A 26023-nucleotide genomic window follows, 5' to 3' on the forward strand; every position below is an offset into this window, starting at 1 on the left:
AGACGAAGCTAGCAGGATTCTACTATATGGCTGATGTCAATGGTGGCTATAGTGATATATCTGTAGGACAAGATATGAATGGTATGCGATTTAGTGCCAATGTAGGGAATATCAACTTTGGCTCATCATTGAGACTAGGCTCATCTGTGTATATGTATGGGGCTAAGTCTATCCTCTTCCCATCAATTGGAGTAGGAGTAGAGGGCGGCTATCTAGGAGACTTTGAGATGAGGACAAATCGCTCTGGTGAGCTACGCTATGGCGGACTAAGCCAAGGCTATGCAGTTACCTATGCCCAAGCCAACTTAAACTACTACCAAGAGTATGGCAAGAGGATTTCTACCACACTAGGTGGGGGCTTTAGGTATCTAATGAATGCAGATGTAGGCATTACCCCTACGCTGAATGGCAAGGCTTATACCATAGAGGAGACCACAGGCAGAGCAGCAGCAGTGCATTTAGCTCCATTTTTCTACCAAGGCACCTTTATGGTGAACTACCACACAGACAAAGCTGGGAACTTCTCTGCTGGGTATGTGGCAGTAGGGGGATTGCTAGGCATTACGCATAATGCCTCTATGCGCTGGCATTACTTTTTTTAGCCCATAGCGATTCAGCTTTGGGTATCCATAGTGGGGCTTTTTAAGGATTTTAGGGGAACCGCAGACCTCTAGTCTAGCTCCCCCCTAAAATCCTTAAAAAGCCCCACTAGCAACACCGCAATTCTTAGAATCGTTTTGCCCTCAAACTAACTTCAATCCTAGAATCCACTTTTTACATTTTTGGCGTTTAGCCCTAGAATCCACTTTTTGTAATCCTACCGCCCGCGACTCTCTTTAGTTTTTCAGGTTTTTTAATTTTCAGCCTTTTTTCGTCATTGCGAGAAAATCCGCAAGGATTTTCGTGGCAATCCATAAAAAATAAAGCGCAATTCTTTAGCAATCCACAAAAAACACAAACACAACTCCTAGAATCCTTGTTTGCTAGGGGAAGTAGTCGCTGGATAAGCGTGTGCTTGTGGATAGGATCCACTACTCTAGAATCTGGTCTGCTAGAATCTAGAAAATCTATGTGTTTATATATAAATAAACTTGATAGTAAATGACTAAATTTATATAATGCCTAGTGTATAAAACTTAGCGATATTACATTGCTTTGGATTATATAAGTGCTATTTCAAGGAGTAAGAAATGTTTGAGAAATTAACCAATCAAAGCAGAGAAGCCCTAGATTCTGCGGCATCTTTGGCATTACACGCCAATAATCAAGAAATCACTTCAGCCCACTTGCTTTGGGCAATGCTTACTGATACCCAAAGTATCCTAAACCAAGCCCTAACGATGATGAACGCCGATAAAGCCGCTATCACCCTAGAGGCAAAAAGTGTGGTAGAAAATCTCCCCAAAACTTCCCACATAAACAAAGATAGCTTGCGATTATCCCAAGAGCTTGCTACCGCCCTGCACAACGCACAAGGACACGCCACGCAAAATGGCGATAGCTATATCGCTCTTGATAGCATTATCATCGCAAATAGCAAAAGCGAGATGTTTGTAAAGATTCTAGGCAAGCATATCGATATGCACGAGCTGATAAAAACCCTAGAATCTATGCGTAAAGGAGCGAAAATCAGCAATCAAAATGATGATAGCACCTTGCAATCTTTGGCGAAATTTGGGATCGATCTAACGGCAAAGGCGTTGGAAAACAGCCTTGATCCAGTCATCGGCAGAGATGAAGAAATTATGCGAATGATGCAAATCCTTATCCGCAAGAGCAAAAATAATCCCATCTTGCTAGGCGAGCCGGGTGTGGGCAAAACAGCCGTGGTAGAGGGGCTAGCCCAAAGGATCGTGCGTAAAGAAGTCCCCCTAAGCTTGCAGCACAAACGCGTCATCGCGCTTGATATGAGCGCGCTTGTGGCGGGGGCGAAGTATCGCGGGGAGTTTGAGGAGCGGCTAAAGGCAGTGGTCGATGAAGTCAAAAAGGCTGGGAATGTGATTTTGTTTATCGATGAGATCCACACGATCGTGGGGGCTGGGGCAGCTGAAGGCAGTATGGATGCGGCAAATATCTTAAAGCCAGCCCTAGCGCGAGGTGAGCTACATACCATTGGCGCAACTACGCTTAAGGAATATCGCAAATATTTTGAAAAAGATGCCGCGCTTACGCGTAGATTTCAGCCTATCGCGCTTGATGAGCCAAGCGTGAGTGAGTCGCTGCATATTTTGCGCGGGATAAAAGAGCGGCTTGAAGCTCACCATAAAGTGAGCATTACAGACTCTGCGCTAGTGGCAGCGGCGAAGCTTTCAGCTCGCTATATCACAGATCGATTTTTGCCTGATAAGGCGATTGATCTCATCGATGAAGCCGCCGCGGAGCTAAAAATGCAGATAGAATCCCAGCCAAACGCACTTGCTTCTATCAAGCGGATAATTGAGAATCTCACCATCGAGCAAGAAGCGATCAAAATGGAGGCAAATAGCGCGGAAAAGGGTGCCAAAAAGGGCGCGAATGCCGATAGGCTTGCAGAGATAGAGCAAGAGCTAGGCAATGCCAAAGAGGAGCAACGCCGGCTTGAAGCGCGCTTTGAGAATGAAAAGCAAGTCTTCCAAGAAATCGCCCAAAGCAAGGATAAAATCGATGCGTTGCGAAGCGAGGGTGAGATCGCCAAGCGAGAGGGGAACTTGCAAAGGGCAGCAGAGATCGAATACGGGCTTTTGCCAGCGGAGAAAGAAGCCTTGCAGGCATTAGAGCAAAAATGGGCGAGTATGCAAGAAGGCGGGACATTGCTAAAGAATGCTGTAACACAAGAGAGTATCGCAGAGATCGTGAGCCGCTGGACACAAATCCCTGTGCGCAAAATGCTTCAAAGTGAGAAAGATAGGATTCTAGGCATAGAGCAAGAGCTAGCCCAAAGTGTGGTGGGGCAAGATGAAGCGTTAAAAGCCATAGCGCGCGCGATAAAGCGCAATAAAGCGGGGCTAAGTGATAGCAATCGCCCCATTGGCAGCTTTTTGTTCCTAGGACCCACGGGCGTGGGCAAGACAGAATCTGCTAAAGCGTTGGCGCGCTTTTTGTTTGATAGTGAGAAAAACCTTATCCGCTTTGATATGAGCGAGTATATGCAAAAGCACGAGGTGAGTCGGCTAGTGGGCGCGGCTCCGGGCTATGTGGGCTATGAAGAGGGCGGGCAGCTCACAGAAGCTCTGCGCAGGAAGCCTTATAGCGTGGTGCTGTTTGATGAGATTGAGAAAGCGCACCCAGATGTGTTTAATCTGCTTTTACAAGTGCTTGATGATGGGCGGATCACGGATAACAAGGGCGTAACGATTGACTGCAAAAATACCATTATCATTTTGACAAGCAATATTGGCAGCCAAAAGATTATGGATATAGCTGATACAAAAGAGCGCGAAGCAGCGGTGCGAGATGAGCTGAAGGCTTACTTCAAGCCGGAGTTTATCAATCGGCTTGATGATATTGTAATATTCAATCCGCTCTCACTTGAGAATATCACAAAAATTGTTGAGAATCTACTTGCTAATATCGCTACAAAGCTTGGTGATAGAGGGATTGGTATTGAGCTGACACAAGCTGCCAAAGCCTTTATCGCGGAAGTGGGCTTTGACCCTGTCTTTGGCGCACGACCGCTAAAAAGGGCGATGTATGAAGAGGTAGAAGACAGGCTAGCGGAGCTGATTTTAGAAGCAAAGGTGCAAGAGGGCGATAGGGTGGTGTTTGATGTAAAGGATTCTGCGCTGTCTGTGGAAGTCGTGCAGAATAAAGGGTAAAAGCTTTAAGAATCTATCCCGCTAATAAAGCTTACTAAAAGCAAAAATCCGCTAGAATCGCGACATTTTTCATAAAGGCGATAGAATGTTGAAAGTTTTGGATGATACAGAGGATAATGGCGAATTTGCAAGAATGCTTGCGGAGCGAGAGCGACAAGAAGAGCTAGGACAGGTGAAGACAGGCAAGGTGATCGCTATCCAAGATAACGGCTTGCTTGTTGATGTGGGTGAGAAGCTAGAAGGGTTTTTGGGGCTGGCAGAAGTTGCAGATAAAGATGGCAAGATCCCCTTTAATGTGGGCGATGAGATTGTGGTGTTTGTCTCTGCTGGGAGAGGTGAGCGACCTAGTGTTTCACATAAAAAGGCTATCAAGCTTGCCAATGTGGAGCAAAAGATCAAAGAGCTTGGCAGTGATTTTAAAGACAAGGTTGTTGAGGGAAAAATTATCCGCAAGAACAAGGGCGGCTATGTGCTAGAAGCTGATGGTGTGGATTACTTTATGCCTCGTGCAGCGGCTGCACTCAAGGATTCTGCGAAGAATATTGGACAAAGGGTGAAAGCGTGCATTATCGATGTGCGTCCAGATGAGCGATCGATCATCGTTTCTCGCAAGAGATTTTTTGAGATTGATGATGTGAGACAGGCAGAGGGAGTTAAAAAACTCTTAGAAGAAGATGGCAGGGTGTTTGAAGGGGTTGTAAAGAGTATCACAAGCTTTGGAATGTTTGTGGAAGTTGATGGTATCAAGGGGCTTGTGCATTACACAGAGATTAGCCATAAGGGTCCTGTGAATACCGCTAAACTCTACAAAGAGGGTGATGTCGTATCGCTTAAAGTTGTGGGCTATGATGAAGAGAAAAAGCGATTGTCATTCTCTATCAAGGCTGTTACGCAAGATCCTTGGCAGGAGGTGCAAAAAGAGCTGCAAAAGGGCTATACGATCAAGGTGGTTGTAAGCAATATTGAGGCGTATGGGGCTTTTGTGGATATTGGCAATGATGTGGAGGGCTTCTTGCATATTTCTGAAATTTCTTGGGATAAGGATATTAAACACCCAAGCGATGTGTTGAAAGTAGGTGATGAGATTGATGTGGAAGTGATAGAAATTGATCCAACTAGTCGCAGACTACGCGTATCGTTGAAAAATCTTTTAGAAAAGCCTTTTGATAGCTTTATGAAAGCATATAAACTTAATGATGTAGTGAAAGGCAAGGTTGCTACTTTGACAGATTTTGGGGCGTTTATCAATTTGGGGCAAGTAGATGGACTACTGCACAATGAAGATGCGTTTTGGGAGAAGGGCAATAAATGTAAAGATGCGTTCAAGGTTGGAGAAGAAGTTGAAGTAAGGATTGTCAAGATAGATGGCACAAACCAAAGAATCTCCCTTAGCAGAAAGGCTTTAAAAGAGTCCCCAGCAGAAGTGTTTAGCAAGACATATAAAGTCGATGATATTGTCAAAGGCAAGGTGATAGACATCAAGGATTTCGGCGTGTTTGTAGAAATTGATGGTATGGATGCTCTTATACGCAATGAAGACTTGTATCCACTAGAAAAAGAAGCGATAGAAGTTGGGAGTGAGATTGAGGGTGTGGTCGCTTCCATTGATAAGCAAAATAACCGCGTGCGCGTATCTGTAAAGCGACTAGAGCGACAAAAGCAAAAAGAAGAAATTCGCGCTATCAACAATACCGATAAAATGACGCTTGGAGATAAGCTAAAAAATAAAATTCAGCACTCATAAATTGGGGCTATATGAAAACAAAGGCTATTATACTTGTCTTGTTTGCTTGTGTGCTTATAGGGGGGAGTATTGGATGGCTTTTCTACTATGAATCAAAAGTAAAAGCTACACATATTGGGTTTGAGTTTGCCACAGAAGCCCCCGTCGCTACAATGCCAAATCCCACAAAAGACAATTGGCTTGATAACCTTAAACATTTCAACAAAGCCTATTCATATCCAGCGCAGGAGTTTGAGATTTTCGTGGATTTTGTGGATCCAGAGATTAAAGCTATACCGCAAAAGATTTTTATTTCTGCTGTGGATCAGTATTTATTTTTTTGTTTAAATGAGTTGTTTAAGCAAAGGAATATAGAGTTTGCTTATAGCAAAAATACGAACTCTATAGATTTGGTTGTATATATTCCAAAGGAATATATCAAGGCACAGCAGCTTATAAAGGAGTTGCAGTATTATGAAGTTCCATACACCTATCAGTAAGGAGATGCAATGTATAAAATAGCCGTATGTGATCATATCCACCAAAAAGGTTTAGATATGCTTGCTTCCCAAAGCGACATAACTTTACTCAATCTAGCTAGCTTGCCTAAAGATGAATTACTGCAGTCATTGCAAGAGGTTGATGTGGCAATCACTCGTAGCTCCACGGCGATTGGGGATAAGTTTCTTGCCAATGTCCCTGCTCTTAAGGCGATCGTGCGTGCTGGCGTGGGTGTGGATAATGTCGATATTGATGCTTGTTCTAAGCAAGGGATTGTGGTGATGAATGTCCCAACAGCAAATACCATTGCTGCAGTAGAACTTACGATGACGCATATTTTGAGCGCGATACGGAATTTTCCGGGGGCTAATGCCCAGCTCAAAGATGAGCGCAAATGGAAAAGAGAGGACTGGTATGGCACAGAGCTTAAAGGCAAGAGAGTAGGAGTGATTGGCTTTGGAAATATCGGCTCTAGGGTTGGTATCCGCTGCAAAGCTTTTGAGGCAGAAGTTTTGACATACGATCCATATATCTTGCCATCTAAGGCAATCAATGCTGGCGTATCGTATGTAAAGGATTTTGATGAGATTTTATCGTGCGATATTATCACGATCCACACTCCTAAAAATACTGAAACAAAAAATATGATCACCGCCAAAGAAATTGCTAAGATGAAAGATGGTGTGATTTTGATCAACTGCGCTCGTGGTGGGCTATATAATGAAGAGGATTTATACCAAAGCCTGCAAAGTGGCAAGGTGCGCTGGGCTGGGATTGATGTTTTTGACAAAGAGCCAGGGACTAGCTGCAAGCTTTTGGATTTGCCAAATGTCTATGTTACTCCGCATATTGGTGCAAACACACTAGAATCCCAAGAAGAAATCGCCAAGCAAGCAGCACAAGCCGCGATGGAGGCAGCTCGTGGTATCGCCTATCCAAATGCGCTCAATCTTCCATCAAATGCCACGCAGCTCCCTGATTTTGTGGGGCATTACACCGAGCTTGCGCAAAAGCTAGGCTTCCTTTGCTCGCAGCTTGATAAAAGCGTGCTAACTTCACTTGAGATTGCAACTCAAGGTGAGATTAGTCAATATATTGATTCTCTTGAAATTTATGCGATAGTCGGCGCATTGAAGCCTTCTCTTGGCGATAAGATCAATTATGTCAATGCGCCATTTCTTGCCAAAGAGCGTGGTATAGAGATTAAGAAAAAAGCAAGCGAGAGTTCTACTTCTTATAAAAATCTCATTACTTTAACTGCTTATACAAACAATGGTAGCCTAAGTGTATCTGGAACAGTGTTTGATGACAATATTATCCGCTTAAGTGCGATCAATGAGTTTGAAGCATTGATTGAGCCAAAGGGGCGAATGATTTTGTTTAAAAATACTGATGTCCCGGGTGTTATAGGGAGTGTTGGTCAAATCCTAGGCAAGCACCAAATCAATATCGCGGATTTTAGGCTTGCGCGCAATGCCAAAAATGAAGCACTTGCGGTGATTTTGGTGGATAATGCAGTCTCTAACGCAGTGCTACAAGAGCTATCGCAAATAGATGCTTGCATTTCCTTGCATATGGTAGTTATCTAGGGGCGCAATGGGGTTAAGCTCATATAATATTAAACTTTTGTGGTGTATAATCGATCTTATTTTGATTGGCGTAAGGGTGTGTGATGACGCAAGAAGAGCTAGATGCATTGATGAATGAAGGGGATTCTGGCTTGCAGGGTATTGATGGGGTAGAATCCACTCAAGAGCAGGCTACAAGTGAAGATGTTGTCGCAAATGAAGGCTTTGATCCTAATAACTTCCGTGTCCATGCCTCAAAGCATTGGCCCCCTCCACCGCCAGACAAAGATCACAAGGTTGTCCATCAGCTTGATGATGTTACGCGTGATACAGAGGTAAAAGCTGGGGAGGTATTTGACCAGCTTGATATTATTAGCTCAAATGCGGAAGAAATTATCAAATCCTCTAAGAAGATTAAGTCCTATCTCACAGCCCAAGAAGAGCTCTTTAGTAAGCTTGTGGAGCATTTTCCTAATGTGGAGAGCTTTAAGAGTGCGTTAGAATCCACTCGATCTATACTTGATGAAGTAGCTTTAGTCAGCGAAAGTGCAAACAACTGCTCTGATGCGATTTTGCAGGCTATGGATATTATGCAGTTTCAAGACATCAACCGCCAGCGCATTGAGCGTGTGATCAATGTGATGCGTGCTTTAGCGCAGTATATGAACTCACTCTTTGAGAGCAAGATTGATGATACTAAAAGAGTCGCTTCAGCAGTGTATATCACAGGCGATGATAATCCCAATATCGCCGATGCGCAAGATATTGAGAATCTAATCGCATCATTTGGGCAAAAGAAATAGACCTACAAGCCTTAGCGATGACTGACACAACAATGTATCCACCAAGTCCAGCAAATCACGCGCTAGATTCTAGTGCCTCTAAGCCCATAGAATCTAAAGTAGAATCTAAAAAGGTGCAGCTTCTCTCTCCTGCGGGGAATTTGCATAAGCTAAAAATCGCCCTTGCGTATGGTGCGGATGCGGTGTATGGAGGGGTGAGCCACTTCTCCCTACGCACAAGAGCAGGCAAGGAATTTAGCTATGAAGATTTTGCTAAAGGCGTGGAATACGCCCATAGACTAGGCAAAAAGGTGTTTGTTGCCATCAATGGCTTTCCTTTTAACTCCCAACTCAAGCTCCTAGAATCTCACATCGCCAAAATGGCTGATTTATCCCCTGATGCGTTTATTATGGCAGCTCCGGGAGTTGTGCGTTTGAGTAAAAGGATTGCCCCACAAATCCCTATCCACCTATCCACTCAAGCTAATGTCTTAAATGTGCTTGATGCCGAAGTTTTTTATGAAATGGGCGTTAAACGCATTGTCGCTGCAAGAGAGATTAGCCTAAAAGATGCAATGGAGATTAAAAAGCATTTGCCGGATTTGGAGATTGAAATTTTTGTGCATGGGAGTATGTGCTTTGCCTTTTCTGGGCGATGTCTTATCTCTGCGTTGCAAAGTGGGCGCGTGCCAAACCGCGGAAGCTGTGCGAATGACTGCCGATTTGATTATGAATATTTTGTGCGAAATGTGGAGAATGACGAGCTTGTGAAGTTTAATGGCAAAGAATTGTATGTCAAAAATCCCGATAATGGCGTGATGATGAGGCTAGAAGAGGAAGATGGCTTAGGGACGCATATTTTTAACTCTAAAGATTTGAATCTTAGCGGGCATATTAAGGAGATTTTGGATTCTGGGGCGATTGATGCGCTAAAGATTGAGGGCAGGACAAAGTCAAATTACTATGCTGGGATTACTGCTAGGGCGTATCGTGCGGGTATTGATGGGTATTATAGTAGCGATGTAAAAGTGGATTCTAGCTTTGCTGCAAATGAGCTGCAAACGCTGAAAAATCGCGGCTTTACTGATGGCTATATTATCCATCGCCCTTATGAAAAGACAAATACCCAAAATCACCAAACTGCCATAAGTGAAGGTAGCTACCAAGTCAATGCTGAAGTTGATGAAAGTGGGCAATGGGCGGTGTGTAAGCACACCATAAGAGTAGGTGAGGCAAAGGAGATTGTCGCACCTTTTGGGTGTAAAGTGGCGTGTGGCAAAAGTGAGCTAGGTGAGATTTTTACAGAAAATGGCGTGTGGTATATGCGTTTTGATAAAATCTGCTTGCAGGATAATAAAGAGCTAGATTCTATCCATAGTGGCAATACCAATGCCTTTAAGCTCCCTTTGCCTTTGCCGCCATTTAGCTTCTTGCGCGAGAGGGTCGCAGGGGTTGCTATCGATTAGCGATTCAGTCTTGGGCAAGCGATGCGGCAGTGTTGGGCGAGCGATGCGGCAGTGTTGCGAAGTTTCTTTAGAAAACAAGTAAAACGCTCGCCGCTAGGCGATGTTTCTTTAGAAAACAAGGGATACCGCTCGGCGCAAGCCGATGTTTCTTTAGAAAACAAGCGAAGCGGTGCAAGGCGAAGCCGAAGCAGGTTTCTTTAGAAAATCCGCAAAGCTACCACAGCCCCACCGCAATCCTTAGAATCGTTTTACTCTAAAACTAACTTCAATCCTAGAATCCACTTTTTCACATAACACCCTTTTTTGTCATTGCGAGCCGATGAAATCGGCGTGGCAATCCATAGTGTTTGTGGGAGTATAGCGGTGTTGTGAAAAATCCTAGAATCCACTTTTTCACATAACGCTGCCAACACACAAAAACTGCAAAAAGTGGATTCTAGCCTTAAGCCCAAGAGACTTAGAGAGTGCCTAGAAATGATACTCCACATAGCCGCGGAAGATCATATAGCTCCCAAGATTTTGCCCAAATTTTGATGGAGCTTGCGTGGGGTTGCTTACGCCAAGTGCGCTAATCCCCATACGCACATTTTGGATAGGGGTTATATCCATTCTTGCCTCCCAGTTTAAGACACTTTGGGCATTTATGATACTTGTCCTAAATGCTCCATATACACTCACATACTTCCATAAATCCGAAGAGACAAATACATAAGGAGTCGTGGCATTGTAGTAAAATATCCCATCGGCTCGCTCAAAGGGCGTGTTTTGCCCAAAGCCATCGATGTAGATTGCCCCACCTTTTGGGGTGTTGATGATACCAGCACCTATGCGTATCCACGACATATCAACCCCGCCTTCTGCCCAGATGATCCCACCACCACCACTATTTAGGACTTTACGCTGGTCGTTTAGCTCTACATAAGAGGTCAAATGCACCATACCTTTAAAAAGAACCTTTTGCGTGATAGGGAGATCAAGCTCTCCTTTAAGCCCCGGTGCTACAAAGAAGTCTGGCACAAGATAGATATAGGGCGTGAGTTTGATTGGAGCTTGAGGGATAGAGAGTGTCGCGCGTAGATAAAATGCCCCTCCTGTCCATTTCCCGACTTTACCGCTTTGATACTCGCCAAATACCTTGTAGTTTTGTGAGAAGTGTGGAGTGATGTAGGCGTTTCTCAAAGACCACATAAATGCTAGAGAGAGATTGGGGATTTGATCGTAGCTTAAAGCTAAGCCTTCGTTAAAATGCGTGATCCACTCTTCATTAGCGCGGAATCTCCCTATCGTCCCACCAAATCGCTCGTATTGATTATAGTAGTCTGCATAGATTTGCGACATTTCAAAGTAGGTTTGGCTTTTTCTAAAGTCATTAGGAGATCCTTCGTAAAGCTTAGGGATTAGCCATAGTTCTGCGCCAAATTTATAGCCCATAAATCGCCTAGACTCATAGCCAAGGCTTAGATTGATGTCGCCATAAGTTGGGGCTTTGTCAATGGACTGCTGAAAAAGCAATCCCGCGTGCCCATAAATCAGCCCGCGTTCAAAGGCATCTTGAAAGGAGTTTGCCGGAGCATCGTTTAGCTTAATATCCGCGCCTTGCAGAAGCCCAACACTCAAGCAAACAAACACTAGCTTCCTTAGCTTCATCGCCATTCCTTGTAGTGGTTGAAAAGTCTTATGCAACTACTAGCAAAAATAATGCCAAGTTTTAGATTCTAGTGTGTGGTGGTATAAATTAGCAGAGTCTTTGGTGCTCTAGCTTAATGCAGCTATTTTCTTCATAAGCAATCCCGGCGCGTGTGAGCATATCTTTTGCCTGCGCATTGTGTAGCCCTAGCTGCACCCATACACATTGTGGCTTGATCCCTAGATCGATGATGTCTTGTGCGATTTGGGGTAGGGCTTGGCTTTTGCGAAAGATGTTGATAATGTCTATATGTATGCCTTGCGCATATATGGCGTGGATACACTCTTGCAGCGTGCTAAAGGCTTTTTGCCCTAGGATCTCACCACCCTTTGGATAGATGGGGATAATTGTGTAGCCTTGTGCTTGCAAATATGCTGCAACTTTGTGGCTAGGCTTTGTGGGATCAGGTGAAAGCCCAATGATGATGATTGTCTTGCTCTGGACTAGAATCTGGACTTTTTGTGTGTCATTGAGTGGTGGCATAGCTACTATTCTCGACCTATTTCTTCAATAGTGTGTCCATTGAGCAATTCGGCATCTTCTTTTGAAGGTGTGGTGATTTTACACTTTTCTAGCGATATGATGATATTGCTTGTTGGCGTGTCTCTCTTGCCTATGAGTGTGTAGGTCTGGCTAATGAGATTAAAGTCGTTTTTATGCACCAAAAACCCTTCGCAATCAAGCGTTTCTCCGGAGCCAAACGCTTCTTCCAAAAGCGTGGTGATACTTGTGCGCTTTGATTGTATATAGTTGTATCCACCAAGTGATATGAGTAGCACTAGTAGCACAGAGCCTAGCAGAAGTTTTCTAGATATAGCAAGGCTTGATTGATAGAGTAGCACAGCAGCAAGCGCACCAAGTAGGCAAAAAATCCCAATCACAGAGAGCGGTCCCATCACTTTGCACCTCGCAATTGATAAGTAATATCCCCTGCGCCAAAGCCTATGGCGATACCTTGCGCGAGTGTGGCAAGCAAAGTGTCATTATGATATATTTCTAGAGTGTTGGCATTGCGCTGGGTTCGCGTGGCAAGCAGGGGGTTGCAATGTGCAAAAAGCTGCCCTAAATCTAGCTCTCTTTTCTCTTCTCCAGCACGCCACACAGGCAAAATCACAAGTTTTCCGCCCATTGATAGAAGATCATTAAAGCATTCTTGAAATGCGCTTAGGTTGTCAAAAAGCCGTGAATACTTATGCGGCTGCCATATTGCTGTAATGCTTGTAATACCTCGTAGCTTGGCATAGATGCGCAAGGCTTGGATAGTGACTTTGATTTCTGTGGGGTGGTGGGCGTAGTCATCGATGATTGTAAGAGGAGAAGTGCAGAGAATATCAAAACGCTTTTTGATCCCGGCAAAATGTTTGAGATTCTCGCGCACTTGCTGGATATGACTAGCAGAGTAGCAAATATCATCTAGTGTCTTTGCCTCTTGCATAGCTCTAGAATCCGCTTTTTTAAACTCTAGGGCAGCAAGTATTGCTAGGGCTGCATTTTGAGCTGTATGCTCGCCTAGCCCCCATACAGCAAACTCCCCTACATTTCTCAAGAAAAATCGCGTATAAGGCATAGAATCTTCTAAAAAGTAGTCAATATCTGTGATGTCTTTGGCTGGGTTTAGGTGCAGACTGGGCACCGGAGTGCTACGCAAAAACTCATCGCTATCGTTGATACAGCGCAGAGAGGCTTTGCTTAAGAATTGTGTATATGCGGTGTGGAGCTCTTGTATATTGTGGTTGTAGGTCTCCATATGCTCTGGCTCGGCGTTTGGGATTATGGCTAGGTAGGGGTTGGAGTTTAAGAAGCTTTTGTCTGATTCATCAGCTTCAAAGATAATGCACTCGCTTTGGGCTTCGCGGACATTAGAGTGAAACTCCTTGCTCTCTGCCCCAATAATCGCGCCAAAATCCGGCAGTATGCTGCTGAGCATAGCACTAATGCTTGATTTGCCGTGCGCCCCACACACGCTAAAGACACGCTTAGAATCTAAAATGAGCTTCAAGGCTTGCTCGCGCGATAGGACGGGGATATTGCTAGCTTTTGCTTGAATAATCTCTGGATTATCGTGCTTGATTATGGCGGAGTGGATTACTAGATCTTGATCTTGTATCGCGTCTTTGTCGTGAGGGATATGGATTTGCACGCCAAGAGAGCGGAGATAGTGGGTTGTAGGAGAGTGAGCGATGTCGCTACCGCTAATGATCGCACCTTGCGCACGGAGGTATTTGGCAAGCCCAGAGATCCCAATACCCCCAATGCCGATAAAGTGGATTCTAGTTTTTGGCGTTGGCTTTTTGCGAAAAAGCGAGGAGTTTGCCTTTTGCTTGTGCGATAGACCATCAGTCTTATCTCCGCGCAAAAGGCTGCACAACCCCGCTTTTTCATTAAAAATCCTGCCGCCTGCGGCTTGGCTATCAAACACGCTTTCTGTCGGTGTTTTTAGCGTTGGCTGCTCGTTGGTGGATTTTAGCCCACAAGCCGAATCCCTAGATGACGCATAATAAAACTTCGCTAAATCTTCTAGGATTTCTTGCATTTGCTCTGTTGGATACACCAGAGCTATGCGCACGAAGCCTTGCCCAGCATTGTCTCGACCTAGGAATCGCCCCGGTAGCACTGCAATGCCTGTGTGCTTGTAGAGCTCTTGTGTGAAAGCTAGGTCATCGCCCACAGGTAGCCAGATATAAAAGCTATATGGCTCTATGGGGATATGTGGGAATAATTGTCGTGCGAGCTTTAGATTTTGGCTGTAGATTTTGCGTATTTCTAGTGCGCTTTCCTCATCGCTCCACGCTACCGCACTAGCACGCGCTAGTGGCATAGGCTGGGCTAGCCCGGCATAAGTGCGATAAGTCATATAGCCTTGGAGGATCTCTCTATCTCCAGCGACAAAGCCGCTTCGCAAGCCCGGCGCGCTACTGCGCTTAGAGATGGAATTGAGTGCTAAGATGTTTTTAAAGTTTGCATTACCAACTGCAAGGCTTGCTTGCAAAATCCCCGCTGGAGCATTGCTATGTAAAAAAGTGGATTCTAGGCTATCTGGTAGCTCATAAATCTCGCTATAACACTCATCGCACACAAGTAAAAAGTCGTATTTAAGGGCTTTTTGCACCCATTCTGCCAGCTCTTCTAGGCTTAGGGTAGAGCCTGTGGGATTATTGGGGGAGTTTAGGATCACAAGATTGACACGCTTGCATTGCTCATCGCTTAAGTGCGGTTTAAAGCTATTGTCTTGTGTGAGTGGCATATAGATTGTTGTAGCCGAGCTCGCAATCGCCGCACCCTCATAGATTTGATAGAAAGGATTTGGGTGGGCGATAACAGGACTTTTGATATGTGCTAGATAGAATTGCGGGAGATTAAATAGCACTTCTCTTGTGCCAAAGGTGGGGATAATTTGATCGTGACTAAGTGTAATGCCATAGCGAGATTTGATAAAGCCTAGCATAGCATCTTTGAGATAGGGCATCCCAGCTGATGGGGGATAGTAGCGTAGCTCCTTGGCATAATCTTGCAGAGCAGTGATGATAGATAGTGGTGTGGGTAGCTGTGGCTCGCCTATGGTGAGTTTGCGGATAGGAGCATTTGGGGTGATGTCAGCTAGGAGTGTTTGTAGTCGTTCAAATGGGTAAGGTTCAAAATGCATAAAATTCCTTTGAGAGTCTAGCTGTGTAGGTGCTAGTATATGGCGTATTGTAGGCAAAAAATACTAAAAAATAGTTTTATATCTTGATTTTTTTCTCAAGCATTGCTAGAATTACGGCTTTACAACGCGGGAATAGCTCAGTGGTAGAGCACAACCTTGCCAAGGTTGGGGTCGCGGGTTCGATCCCCGTTTCCCGCTCCACTTTTATATATCCATATTCTTAAAGTTTTTTGCATTTGATATATCGCCCGGGTGGTGGAATGGTAGACACAAGGGACTTAAAATCCCTCGGACATTGCGTCCGTGCCGGTTCAAGTCCGGCTCCGGGCACCACCTGGGATAAGGGCGACATAGCCAAGTGGTAAGGCAGGAGCCTGCAAAGCTCTGATTCCCCAGTTCGAATCTGGGTGTCGCCTCCAAATTTCATAAGTCTTTCATATGTATATCGGGAGATGGCTGAGTGGTTGAAAGCGGCGGTCTTGAAAACCGTTGAGGGTAACACCTCCGGGGGTTCGAATCCCTCTCTCCCGGCCACTTGTTTTATTTCCACAAAAATTACAGCGATGATTATTGAAGTGATATTGTAGATTCTAGTTGCTAATTGTTCATTGTTGCACAACTTCCTTATTGCTTTATTTGTCGCCAAGTAGCCACAGACTTTGTGAGATTCTTGTAGAGATTACTCAAGACTTATATTTTCTAGTAATTCAATATTATCACCCCAAATCAGTAGCGCATCGACACAATATTGGCAATTTTGCGGATCAATATGCAGGGCTTGGAGGGTGCGTATAATTGCATAAGTATCGTGCTTGCATTTAGGGATAGTGGATTCTGTGGCTAGCCAGAGATCACGACAAGTAAAAAGCAGCACATCAATGCTGGCATAGATTTTTTCTAGCTTTTTAGTCGTGATAGCATAGCGCGGAGAGAGTGAATCTGCTGCAAAAGTCTTTACTTCAATAAAGTGCAAAAGATTATCACGCAAGGCGATGATGTCGATCTCGCCAAATTGTGTGCAATAATTACGCGCTAGAATCTTAAAGCCTTTAGATTCTAGCCATTTGCACGCTTTCTCTTCTCCCGCCACTCCCTTAGATCGACTTTGGTTGCGTGGGGTGTGTGTGGGCATTGGCTTTGGGGGGTGCTATTCTTCTATGCGTATGATGATGGGTTTTTCGCGCACGACTTCTAAGGATTGCAAGCCTGCAATGGCATTTTGTATGGCAAATTCAGAGGTTGTGTGTGTGGCAAGCAGGATTTTGGCATAAGTTTGCGCACTACTAGAATCCTGCGCGCTTGGCTTTTGCAAAAATGTGCTAATGGAGATTTGATTGTGGCTAAGGATTGCGGCGATTTTTTCTAAAACGCCGTGTTTGTCATCGGCTAGGATTCGTAGATAGTATTTGCTTGTGATGTCTTGCTTGGGGATTATTGTGTGTTTTTGCTCATTTATAAAGCCTAGCATTGGTTCGGTATGGGCTTGCTTCCCTAGGCTTCGCGCGATCGTGATAAGATCGCTTATGACAGAGCTAGCAGTGGCATATCCCCCAGCCCCAGCTCCATAATACACACTCTCCCCAGCGCAATCCCCCACGACACTCACAGCATTCATCACGCCATCAACCTTTGCTAGGAGCTTTTCTTCATCGATCATTGTGGGATGCACGCGTAGCTCTATGGCATTATCGTGCTTTTTGGCAATGCCAAGGAGCTTTATGCAGTAGCCAAACTCCTTGGCAAACTCAATATCCTCGCACGCTATATGCTCTATCCCCTCTATGAGAACATCTTCTGGACGCACATCAATCCCATAGGCAATGCTAGCAAGGATTGAGAGTTTATGGGCTGCATCAAGTCCATTTATATCAAGGCTTGGATCTGCTTCAGCATAGCCTAGCTCTTGCGCTTTTTTCAATGCTTGGGCAAAGTCCCAGCCATCTTGTGCCATTTTGGTTAAGATATAGTTGCTGGTGCCATTTAAGATCCCCCTTATTGCTAAAATCTCATTAGCACTTAAGCCCACTTTTAGCGCATTGATAATGGGGATACCCCCGCATACGCTCGCTTCAAATCCTATCGGTGTGCGTGCAAGACTCGCTAGCTCATAGCGGTGGTAAGCAAGCATAGCTTTATTAGCAGTGATAAAAGCTTTGCCTTGTGATATGGCGGTTTTGGCGATGTAGTAAGGTAGGTCTTTGCCCCCCATAAGTTCTATTATCACATCAATTTCATCATCATACAGCACTTCATCAATATTGGTTGTAAGGGCAATAGAGCAGTTTCTGGCTTTGTGCATATCGCGCACCACGCCTTTTGTAACGACAATTTCTACGCCTGTGCGTGCAGTGATGATATGCTTGTTTTGTTCTAGGATAGATACGACACTGCTGCCCACCACACCAATGCCTATAATCCCCACTTTGAGCTGTTTTGTCATCTGTGGATTTTGCATCTTATGCCTTTGTCTCTAGGATAAAAAATTCCAACACTGCCATACGCACTGCCACGCCATTTCGCACTTGTTGCAAAACCTTGCAGCGAGGATCTTTTAATAGCTCATCTTCGATGTCGATATTGTGATGCACAGGACCCGGATGCATAATGACAATATCTCTGTTGCCTATGAGTTGCTTTGTTAGGCAGAATTGATTGGCATAGTCGCGTAAAGAGCCGTAGTTTTGCTTGCTGTGCCTTTCAGTTTGTGTGCGTAGAGAAATAATAGCATCAAGGGAGTCAATGACTTCTGCAATATTATGCACACAAGGCAGCTTGCTATGTAGTGGGAGAAAGTGGGGTGGGGCTATGAGTGTGAGATCTACACCATAGCGACAGAGTAGCTCGATATTACTATTGGCTACGCGCGAAGTTTTAATATCACCGATAATACCTACCTTTTTGCCCGCGAGATTTTGTCCTAGGCATTGCTTTAGCGTGAGTAAATCAAGCAAGGCTTGCGTAGGGTGAGCGTGCGCACCATCGCCGCCATTGATGATGGGGCAGGAGACAGATTTGGTAAGATGCACAGGTGCGCCTGAGCTTTGATGGCGGATAATGATGGCGTGTGGGCTCATAGCGTTGAGATTTGCGGCGGTATCGCTGATTGTCTCGCCTTTTGAAGTGGAGGAGCGCGAGACATCAAGTCTAGTGATAGAGCCGCCCAAGTTTTTTACCGCGCATTCAAAGCTGCTTAGCGTGCGGGTGGAGTTCTCAAAAAATATGGTAATGATATTGGTGTGGGCTAGGCTTTGTGAGGGGCGATGAGTAGAATCTAAAGTTGTGGATTCTAGCATAGGGAGAAATTGCGTGGCTTTGTGTAAGATGTGTTCAATCTCATCGGTAGATAGGTCGCTTGTCTCTATAAGGTGGCGCATAGGCTTCCTTGTGTTTGGGGGTGCGTTTGGTAAAAATGGATATAATCATAGCGTTTTTTTCACAAGAAAAATCTAAAGGATTATTTTGGGGATTTGGAGAATATGCCTAGTGATGATAGCTGCTTTGGTGCTTGTGTCTTGCACAAATTATTTTGAAAAAGGCTACCACCCGCAAATGCTAGAAGAAAAAAAAATCCAAGCCACAAGAAAACTCCAAACCATACGCAATGATAAAATCGATCTTGTTATATTCGCGACTTATTTGAATGACATCGAGCGGACATATTATAAGAATTTGGAGTATTTTTTCATAGAGATTTATGCTCCAAGCCAAGAGCCTATTATTTTACAGCGGTTGCATATACAAATCGCCACTCGTGATGGCAAAACTTGGCTAGATCCACAATATATGCGCCTGCTTGGCAAAGATGAGTATGATGCAGTGTTGCACCCTATCAATAAATGGTCAAATTGCTATCTAGTGGCATTTGTAAAATCACCTCTCATTGATACAGATAATATGCTTTTGCGCATTATGGTAGATGAGCAAGTAAGCATACTTGATTATGGGTTTAAAGTCATACCATTTCAAGCATTTTAGGGGCATTATGCGATTGGATCAGTATTTGGTTGATATAGGGAGGTTTGATTCTAGGCAAAAGGCGCAAGAGGCGATTAAAGAAGGTAGGGTGATAATTAGTGGCAAGGTGGTGCGGAAAGCGGCATTTCAGGTGGATTTCGGGGAGATGGGTAAAAAAGTGGATTCTAGGGAAGTGGATTCTGGGGTAAGTGATAAAAAAGTGGATTCTAGGATCGCGGTGTGTGGGGATGAGTATGTCTCTCGCGCCGGAAAGAAGCTGCAAGGATTTTTAGAAGAATGCAAAGGGCAGGGGATTTTTAAGGCGTGGGGCAGTGCTATTGATGTGGGGGCTGCTAGGGGTGGCTTTACTCAAGTGCTGCTGCGCTATGGTGTGCAGCGTGTTTGCTGTGTCGATGTGGGGAGCAATCAGCTACACCCAAAAATCGCTCAAGATTCTCGCGTAGAGGTGTTTGAGCAGTGTGATATACGAGATTTTACGCGTAAATATGGTAGGCGTTTTGATGTGGTGGTGTGTGATGTGAGCTTTATTGGCATTGGGTGTATTGTTGATGATTTATGTGGATTAGGCGATGAGGTGATCGTGCTTTTTAAGCCGCAGTTTGAAGTGGGCAGAGGGATTAAGCGGAGTAGAAGGGGTGTCGTGCAAGATCAAGAAGCGGTCCAAAGAGCATTGCAAGAGTGTATCGCTACTATTTGTGCGCGTGGATTTGCTGTGAGCTTAGTGGCAGAATCTAGCGTGAAAGGAAAGGAAGGAAATGCAGAGTTTTTCATCTATGCTTGCAGAGAATCTAGCATCTAAGCAGATCACAAGTCTGGCGATTGGGAAATTTGATGGGCTGCATTTGGGGCATAAGAAATTGCTTGATTTGCTGGGCGATCGCGGTGCTGTGCTAATCATTGACAAAGCCATCAAATGCGACAATCACAATGGCATAAACAATGAGCAAAATCCACATATACAGAGTGATCAAAATCCGCCACATCAAGGTTTCCTTACTTCATTGCAAGATCGGCTAGATCGCTTGCCAAATGCTTATGTCGTGGAGTTTGCGAGTGTGGCGCAGATGAGTGGAGAAGAGTTTGTCGCTACACTGCTAGAATCCTTGCCAAGTTTAGAGACAATCATTGTAGGCTATGACTTTCGTTTTGGCAAGGATAGGCTTTATGGGGCAGATGATTTACGGCATTTGTGCGGGCTTAGGCAAAGAAGATGGAGACAGGCAGTGCAAGTAGTCATTGTCCCTAAAGTCTGCTATGGTGAGATCCCACTGCACGCAAGCGTGATCAAAAGCTTTGTGCAGCACGGGGATATTGCTGTGGCAAATGCAATGCTAGGCTGGCACTATACGATAACAGGCGATGTGATACGCGGGCAGGGGATAGCAAGCAAGGAGCTTTTCCCCACGATAAATATCCGCACTCAAGGCTATGTGCTTCCAGCAAATGGTGTCTATGCTGCGCGTGTGTGTGAGAAAATGGCGATAAGCTTTTTTGGGCATAGGGTCAGCACAGATGGGGCATACGCGATAGAGAGTCATATTATCGATAGTGAGATTACGCAGGTGCCAGAGCAGCTAACGATACAGATGTATAAAAAAATCCGCGAAAACCGCCGCTTTGACTCGCTCCAAGAGCTTAAGGCTCAAATAGAGTGTGATATTAAACAGGCACGGGAGATTTTGAAGCAAAGATTATAAACAGCAACAATCTTTTCTGCTTGATTGTGGAGTATCTCTCAAGAAGCATTTTTGGTGCGGAACCAGATATAGAGAATCCCAAGCACTTCAACAGGAATTGCAAAAGCAAATATCATACATTTGATAAAAATTTTAATAAAAAGCATAGTCCAAAGTGGCAAAAATACCGCAGTGTTACCCATAAGCGTATCGCGCATTTCGCCCCAAATAAGTGTGGCAAATGGAAAGAATAAGAGATTGATTGTCAAGATGATAATAAGTGGTATTTGAATATCTGGCAAAATAAATACACAAGCTGCCCAAAGACAAATACCAAAAATATAGTTTCTAATCAAAAAGCTAGGCGTGAGCGATGAAAAGATATGTTTGATAACTGCATAAGAAGCCTTTATGTTTTTGGGCTTACTAGATTCTAGTGTGGATATTTAGACGCATCGCAATTTGATGGTGAGAAAGCTTTGTCTTGGAATGTGGATTGTGCGAGAAGACTCGCTGCGGATGCAGCGAGTTATACTAGTGGAGATCGCTCCATATTTTGCGCTTCCATAGGTATGCAAGAATTGTCATAACAAGGAAGAATACAATGATTTTAAATCCAAGCGCATTGCGTTCGTGTTTCTTGCTATCACCCACAGAATCCAAATACGCCACAATCTGCTTCTCGGCTTGCTCTGTAACGCCAACCCTAGGCATAGCAGTATTGGGTAGTAATCGTTGTGGATCGTTGATGAAATTGCCAAGATAATGTTCTCCGCGAGAGCGAATCATCATTGATAGATCTGGCACTTTTGTCCCAAGGTATCGCGCGAGATCTTGTGGGTTGCTTGTGCTTGCAAGATTATCATAGCTCACACTATGGCAACGCGCACACGCTTGCTCAAACACCTGTTTATCGTTTAGCGATTTTGGTGCGATAGATGTGAAGTAAGCGATAATATCAGCAATTTCTTGATCGCTAAGATATGAGTAGGGTGGCATAGGATAGGCAAGCCCTTCTTTGTGCCATAGTTTTGAAGCTAACACAGGATCTTTTAAGAAATGCGCCAAGTAAGTGTGGTCAAATACGGCGGCGATATTAGATAAATCAGGTGGGGTTACACCATAAGCAGCAGAGACCTCTGCATTACTTTGTCCGCTAGAGCGTGAAAGCTTTTGAGAATCAATCGTATGGCAGGCGAGACACTGCTCTACAAGAGCGCGTCCGGCTTGCGCATTGCCTTTGCTTAGGTCTATCACATTCCAGAAATTTTCAATCGAAGCAAGATAGGACTGATTCTTGCCAAGCTCTTTTTCTAAACGCTCAATATCAGCGGCGTTATTTGCGCTGCGTGCATTTTGCAATTCAGCTTCAATCTTTGCTATTGTATTTTTTAGCTGGGCTACATCATCGGCATTTGCTTTGATATAGTCATACTGTGCATCGGCTACTTTTGGGTGCATAATACTATGTGCCAAAGGCTCTACACCCCAATATATTACACCTACGACAACAACTAAGATTGCTAGAATTTTTAGCTCTCTCATTTTGCACCTCCTGCATTATTGCAGCCACCACGGCAGCTTGAATTTTTGCGCTCGTTGATTGTAATAAGCGGAAGCGCGACAAAGATAAGAAGCAAAAATGCAATAGAAGCAACAAAGCCAATGTAAGTGTTAATACCCTCTGGCGGTAGCTTGCCATACACAGTAAGCACGATTAGCACAACTATAAGCGACCAGAACCATACAAAGTATCCTTTGCGTTGATGGGCTGGGCGCACAACAGGGCTTCTATCAAGCCAAGGGAGAAACAAAAACACCACTTGCGCCACACCAAATGCTATAAGACCAATATCAGCAGCCTTAATTGGTCCAACATCAAAGAAAAAGCCGCGTAGCACCTCATAGCTCCATAGGAAATACCACTCTGGATAAATATGTGGCGGAGTTTTAAGAGAATCTGCTGGATCGAAATTCACTGGATCCATAGCAAAATCAAAGTGGTAGCATACAAGGTAAAAAAATAGTGCCATAAACGCACATACGACAAAAATGTCTTTCGACATAAATACTGGCCAGAATGGGATCACTTTAGCGTCTTTTTTCTTGCCTTCTTGGTATTTTTGTGCTTCTGCTTCAAAGTCTATTTCTTCGCCATCTTGATTATTAACATGTGGAAAGCGGAGAGAATAGAAGTGAAATGCAATAAGCAGCATAATCACAACAGGTAGCAAGACAACATGTAGCATAAAAAATCGCGTTAATGTCGCATCAGCCACAATGTAATTCCCACGAATCCACTCGACAACATCATTGCCGATAAAAGGAATGCCTCCAAAAAGATTGGTGATAACTGTCGCTGCCCAATAGCTCATCTGTCCCCACGGAAGCATATAGCCACTAAAGGCTTCAGCGGAAAACACGACAAAGAGTAGCATACCACCAATCCACACCATCTCGCGCCCTTTTTTGTAAGAGCCATAGTAGATAGCTACAAACATATGGATATAGATAATCACAAATACCATACTTGCAGCTACCGCGTGGATATGTCGCCATAGCCAACCATAATCAACTTCCTGCATAATAGTGTAATTCACACTATAAAACGCCATATTGACATCAGGCTTGTAATACATAAGCAAAAATAGCCCGCTCACCACAAGCAGTGTAAATAGTGTAAGGAGCAGCACACCCATAGCCCAAAGAAAATTGATATTTTTAGGCACCCAATATTCTGTCATCATTACTTGGAGGAGTTTTTTCACCCCAAGCCGTTGATCAAGCCAATCAACAAGTCCGTCTGCTTTTTTTATCTCTGCCATACTCTCTCCTTATGCAAGTGCCATCATTTTGTTGTATTCTTCGCCTGCTTCGCCTAGTGTCAAAACAGTGCCTTCAACTTTAAATGGTGGAATGTCAAATGGGCGTGGCGGTGGAGTGCCCTCAATATTGACGCCACTGATTGTGAATCTACCGCCGTGGCACGGACAGAGAAATTCTTTTTCGTTTGATTTATATAGGGGGATACAACCTAGGTGCGTGCATACTTGCAAGCCAAGTGTATAAACTTTATCACCGATTTTAAAGTCGCGCTTATCATCAAAAGCATCATTGCTAGACTTTCTTATGATAAATACCGGCTTTCCACGCCATTCGACCTGAGAAAACTCTCCTTCTTGCATATTGCCTATATCTACTGTCGTGAATCCGGCAGAAACAACACTCGGCAATGGATCCCAAGTCTTTTTCATAGCAATTAGTGAAGCGATACCACCAACCGCAGCGACACCACCGAGCGTGAGCCCTAAGAAATCGCGTCTCTTGACTTCAGCCATACTCTCTCCTTTTTTAGCTTTTTGAAACACCGATTGTAACGCTAAACACTTAAATTTTACTTTAATTTTTGGTTAAATATTTTTAAATAAACACGCCCAGATAGCGTATATTAGGGAGAGTCTAATATTGTCTATGGGCGATTGGCTATGCGAGATGCTTATGGGCTGTCGTGTGTAGTATTGGCGTTTTGGATTCTCCACGCGATAGCATAGATAAAAAGCTCATTATAAAGCTCCATAAAGTCTTTTTTGTCGTGTAGGGCGAAGCTTGTATCACGCGAATAGGTGAAGTTTTTAGCCATCTTAGCAAGTATATTGCGCCCGCCTAAACTCTTATGAGCGGTATTTGACAGGCTAAGGGCATAGAGAGTGGGGAATATATCTTTGTGTGAGCCTATGCGAGCTGGGTTATAGGTGAGATGTGTTTGATAGGCTTGTAGCACATAGAGATAAAATATCGTGCCACTACACGCAGCAAAAATGAACACACAAAGACACACGACAAGGTAGCTCCTACCCCAAAATCACGCAATCACGCGCATTGCTTGCCCAAGACTGAATCGCTAGAGATTACGACTTTTTGCGCACAATATTTGCGCCTAGCCCTTCAAGCTTTTGCTCTAAGTTCTCATAGCCGCGATCAAGGTGGTAAATCCTATGCACATTAGTGCTGCCTTGTGCCACAAGCCCAGCAAGCACCAACGCCGATGAGGCGCGCAAATCTGTCGCCATCACATCTGCACCTACAAGTGGATTGCGCTCATCGTTGCCAATGATTGTGGCAGTGTTGCCTTTTAGCGTGATATTTGCTCCAAGTCGTTGTAGCTCACTTGCGTGCATAAAGCGATTTTCAAAGAGCCGCTCTTGTATCACGCTTGTGCCTTGACACTGTGTAGCTAGGCTCATAAATTGCGCCTGCATATCGGTAGGGAAGCCGGGGTGTTCTGTGGTAATAAGCTCAAAGCCTTGTCGCTTTGTGGCTGGAAAAATACTGATAGAATCCTTTGTGGATTCTAGGGTGAAGCCGATTTGGCGGAGTTTTTCAAGCACGGCTTCAAGGTGGGTTGGATTAGCGTTTGTAAGATTTATAGGGCTATTTGTGATGGCTGCTGCGCATAGATAAGTGCCTGCTTCAATTCTATCTGGTATCACAGAAAAAGGCTTGAAGCTAAGTGGCTCCCTATCTGTGCCGCGGATATCTAGCACAGAAGTCCCCACGCCCTGTATCTCCACGCCTGCTTGCATAAGCACTTCGCAGAGCTGGACTACTTCTGGCTCTCTAGCGGCGTTAATGATTTGCGTGCGCCCTTTGGCTAGGGCTGCTGCCATAATGACATTTTCACAGCCTGTTACGGTGATTTTGTCAAAGACAATTTGTGTGCCTTGTAGCCCATTTGGTGCGCTAGCTACGATATAGCCACCTTGGATTGTGATTTGTGCGCCCATTTTTTCCATAGCAGCTATGTGGAGATCTACGGGGCGTGCGCCAATAGCACAGCCACCCGGCAGGCTTACCTCACAATGCCCCACGCGTGCAAGTAGTGGTCCAAGCACCAAAATAGAAGCGCGCATTTTGCGCACAATATCATAAATCGCTTTGGTATGGATAATGTGGCTTGCATCAATTTGCGCACTATGTGGGCTATCCCAGCTCACTATCGCACCCAAATGCTCCAAAAGTTTAGCGAGTGTTTTGACATCAGCGACATTGGGGAGGTTGTCGATTTTCATAGGTGTATTTGATAGCAGTGCGGCAGAGAGTAGTGGGAGGGCGGCGTTTTTTGCCCCAGAGATTCGCACTTGTCCGTGTAGCTTTGAGCCTCCTGTGATGCGTAGATAGTCCATAGTAGTCCTTTGTATTGGTGTGGGG

Annotated in this window: 25 protein-coding genes, 4 tRNA genes and 1 pseudogene; 15 read left to right on the forward strand and 15 right to left on the reverse strand. The window is 44.5% G+C overall.

Translation table 11 applies throughout. The annotated features are described in order from the left end of the window. The 8 genes from NYG90_RS05935 to NYG90_RS05970 form a co-directional block, all read left to right on the forward strand. On the forward strand, positions 1-602 hold a 602-nt coding region (locus tag NYG90_RS05935), incomplete at its 5' end, for a hypothetical protein (protein ID WP_285264837.1). A 588-nt stretch (positions 603-1190) separates the two neighbouring features. After that, positions 1191-3794, forward strand: coding sequence for an ATP-dependent Clp protease ATP-binding subunit (locus tag NYG90_RS05940; RefSeq protein WP_285257094.1), 2604 nt, complete (start codon positions 1191-1193; stop codon positions 3792-3794). Between the two features lie 85 nt (positions 3795-3879). Beyond that, complete coding sequence (locus tag NYG90_RS05945; RefSeq protein ID WP_285257095.1) at positions 3880-5538, forward strand: 30S ribosomal protein S1; 1659 nt, start codon at positions 3880-3882, stop codon at positions 5536-5538. Between the two features lie 11 nt (positions 5539-5549). Then, positions 5550-6017: a hypothetical protein gene (locus NYG90_RS05950; RefSeq protein ID WP_115012034.1), complete on the forward strand. Its 468-nt coding sequence runs from the start codon at positions 5550-5552 to the stop codon at positions 6015-6017. A gap of 9 nt (positions 6018-6026) precedes the next feature. After that, positions 6027-7607 carry a phosphoglycerate dehydrogenase gene (gene serA, locus NYG90_RS05955; RefSeq protein WP_285257096.1) on the forward strand — a complete coding sequence of 527 codons (1581 nt, stop codon included), beginning with the start codon at positions 6027-6029 and terminating at the stop codon, positions 7605-7607. A gap of 83 nt (positions 7608-7690) precedes the next feature. Continuing rightward, a complete protein-coding gene (locus NYG90_RS05960) occupies positions 7691-8389 on the forward strand; it encodes a chemotaxis protein (RefSeq protein ID WP_115012032.1) in 699 nt (232 codons plus the stop codon). A gap of 17 nt (positions 8390-8406) precedes the next feature. After that, a complete protein-coding gene (locus tag NYG90_RS05965; protein WP_285257097.1) occupies positions 8407-9834 on the forward strand; it encodes a peptidase U32 family protein in 1428 nt (475 codons plus the stop codon). Positions 9835-9855: 21 nt separating this feature from the next. Then, positions 9856-10035, forward strand: a complete 180-nt coding sequence (locus tag NYG90_RS05970) for a hypothetical protein (protein WP_285264838.1) — start codon at positions 9856-9858, stop codon at positions 10033-10035. A 47-nt stretch (positions 10036-10082) separates the two neighbouring features. Here the strand turns inward: NYG90_RS05970 and NYG90_RS05975 are convergent, their stop codons facing one another. From NYG90_RS05975 to NYG90_RS06000, 6 genes and pseudogenes are all read right to left on the reverse strand, one after another. Next, positions 10083-10322: a hypothetical protein gene (locus NYG90_RS05975; protein WP_285264839.1), complete on the reverse strand. Its 240-nt coding sequence runs from the start codon at positions 10320-10322 to the stop codon at positions 10083-10085. Then, the gene (locus tag NYG90_RS05980) at positions 10303-11481 is read right to left on the reverse strand and encodes an outer membrane family protein (protein WP_285257098.1); all 1179 of its coding nucleotides are present in this window, start codon (positions 11479-11481) and stop codon (positions 10303-10305) included. Before NYG90_RS05980 ends, NYG90_RS05975 begins: the two co-directional genes overlap by 20 nt. An 88-nt stretch (positions 11482-11569) precedes the next feature. Beyond that, the gene (locus tag NYG90_RS05985) at positions 11570-12004 is read right to left on the reverse strand and encodes a CoA-binding protein (RefSeq protein WP_285257099.1); all 435 of its coding nucleotides are present in this window, start codon (positions 12002-12004) and stop codon (positions 11570-11572) included. Between the two features lie 5 nt (positions 12005-12009). After that, positions 12010-12417 (reverse strand): hypothetical protein, encoded by a 408-nt coding sequence (locus NYG90_RS05990; RefSeq protein WP_115012029.1) that lies wholly within the window; start codon positions 12415-12417, stop codon positions 12010-12012. Beyond that, the gene (gene murC, locus NYG90_RS05995; protein WP_285257214.1) at positions 12417-13790 is read right to left on the reverse strand and encodes a UDP-N-acetylmuramate--L-alanine ligase; all 1374 of its coding nucleotides are present in this window, start codon (positions 13788-13790) and stop codon (positions 12417-12419) included. The genes NYG90_RS05990 and murC overlap by 1 nt, the downstream gene beginning before the upstream one ends. A gap of 243 nt (positions 13791-14033) precedes the next feature. After that, positions 14034-15164 (reverse strand): annotated as a pseudogene (locus tag NYG90_RS06000) (succinyldiaminopimelate transaminase); the annotation flags it as partial. Between the two features lie 126 nt (positions 15165-15290). Here NYG90_RS06000 and NYG90_RS06005 point away from each other — a divergent pair. The 4 genes from NYG90_RS06005 (at position 15291) to NYG90_RS06020 (ending at position 15698) form a co-directional block, all read left to right on the forward strand. Then, a tRNA-Gly gene (locus tag NYG90_RS06005) sits at positions 15291-15365 on the forward strand. Between the two features lie 45 nt (positions 15366-15410). After that, positions 15411-15497, forward strand: a tRNA-Leu gene (locus NYG90_RS06010). A gap of 11 nt (positions 15498-15508) precedes the next feature. Further along, a tRNA-Cys gene (locus tag NYG90_RS06015) sits at positions 15509-15583 on the forward strand. A 27-nt stretch (positions 15584-15610) separates the two neighbouring features. Beyond that, a tRNA-Ser gene (locus NYG90_RS06020) sits at positions 15611-15698 on the forward strand. Between the two features lie 145 nt (positions 15699-15843). Here the strand turns inward: NYG90_RS06020 and NYG90_RS06025 are convergent. Genes NYG90_RS06025 through NYG90_RS06035 form a run of 3 tightly spaced genes read right to left on the reverse strand, consistent with a single transcriptional unit; the run spans position 15844 to position 18538 of the window. Then, positions 15844-16254, reverse strand: coding sequence for a YraN family protein (locus NYG90_RS06025; protein ID WP_181814255.1), 411 nt, complete (start codon positions 16252-16254; stop codon positions 15844-15846). A 57-nt stretch (positions 16255-16311) separates the two neighbouring features. After that, on the reverse strand, positions 16312-17604 hold the full coding sequence (locus NYG90_RS06030) for a homoserine dehydrogenase (protein WP_285257215.1): 1293 nt from the start codon (positions 17602-17604) through the stop codon (positions 16312-16314). A gap of 16 nt (positions 17605-17620) precedes the next feature. Beyond that, complete coding sequence (locus tag NYG90_RS06035) at positions 17621-18538, reverse strand: aspartate carbamoyltransferase catalytic subunit (RefSeq protein ID WP_285257100.1); 918 nt, start codon at positions 18536-18538, stop codon at positions 17621-17623. An 85-nt stretch (positions 18539-18623) separates the two neighbouring features. Here NYG90_RS06035 and NYG90_RS06040 point away from each other — a divergent pair, with 85 nt between their 5' ends. Genes NYG90_RS06040 through NYG90_RS06050 form a run of 3 tightly spaced genes read left to right on the forward strand, consistent with a single transcriptional unit; the run spans position 18624 to position 20836 of the window. Then, positions 18624-19139: a hypothetical protein gene (locus tag NYG90_RS06040; RefSeq protein WP_147278812.1), complete on the forward strand. Its 516-nt coding sequence runs from the start codon at positions 18624-18626 to the stop codon at positions 19137-19139. Positions 19140-19146: 7 nt separating this feature from the next. Beyond that, positions 19147-19938: a TlyA family RNA methyltransferase gene (locus NYG90_RS06045; RefSeq protein ID WP_285257101.1), complete on the forward strand. Its 792-nt coding sequence runs from the start codon at positions 19147-19149 to the stop codon at positions 19936-19938. Further along, positions 19895-20836 (forward strand): bifunctional riboflavin kinase/FAD synthetase, encoded by a 942-nt coding sequence (locus NYG90_RS06050; protein WP_285257102.1) that lies wholly within the window; start codon positions 19895-19897, stop codon positions 20834-20836. The genes NYG90_RS06045 and NYG90_RS06050 overlap by 44 nt, the downstream gene beginning before the upstream one ends. 38 nt (positions 20837-20874) lie before the next feature. Here NYG90_RS06050 and NYG90_RS06055 read toward each other — a convergent pair whose 3' ends face one another. From NYG90_RS06055 to murA, 6 genes are all read right to left on the reverse strand, one after another. Next, the gene (locus tag NYG90_RS06055) at positions 20875-21117 is read right to left on the reverse strand and encodes a hypothetical protein (RefSeq protein WP_285257103.1); all 243 of its coding nucleotides are present in this window, start codon (positions 21115-21117) and stop codon (positions 20875-20877) included. A 232-nt stretch (positions 21118-21349) separates the two neighbouring features. Beyond that, the gene (locus NYG90_RS06060; RefSeq protein ID WP_350338549.1) at positions 21350-22360 is read right to left on the reverse strand and encodes a c-type cytochrome; all 1011 of its coding nucleotides are present in this window, start codon (positions 22358-22360) and stop codon (positions 21350-21352) included. After that, entirely contained in the window at positions 22357-23640 is a 1284-nt protein-coding gene (locus tag NYG90_RS06070; protein WP_285257104.1) for a cytochrome b, read from the reverse strand. Before NYG90_RS06070 ends, NYG90_RS06060 begins: the two co-directional genes overlap by 4 nt. Before the next feature lie 9 nt (positions 23641-23649). Then, entirely contained in the window at positions 23650-24153 is a 504-nt protein-coding gene (gene petA / locus NYG90_RS06075; protein WP_285257105.1) for a ubiquinol-cytochrome c reductase iron-sulfur subunit, read from the reverse strand. A 158-nt stretch (positions 24154-24311) separates the two neighbouring features. Continuing rightward, positions 24312-24653, reverse strand: a complete 342-nt coding sequence (locus NYG90_RS06080) for a hypothetical protein (RefSeq protein ID WP_285257106.1) — start codon at positions 24651-24653, stop codon at positions 24312-24314. A gap of 70 nt (positions 24654-24723) precedes the next feature. Beyond that, positions 24724-25998 (reverse strand): UDP-N-acetylglucosamine 1-carboxyvinyltransferase, encoded by a 1275-nt coding sequence (gene murA, locus NYG90_RS06085; RefSeq protein WP_285257107.1) that lies wholly within the window; start codon positions 25996-25998, stop codon positions 24724-24726. Positions 25999-26023: the final 25 nt, after the last annotated feature.

It is taken from the genome of Helicobacter zhangjianzhongii (genome assembly GCF_030249855.1).
GTDB classification, from domain to species: domain Bacteria; phylum Campylobacterota; class Campylobacteria; order Campylobacterales; family Helicobacteraceae; genus Helicobacter_B; species Helicobacter_B zhangjianzhongii.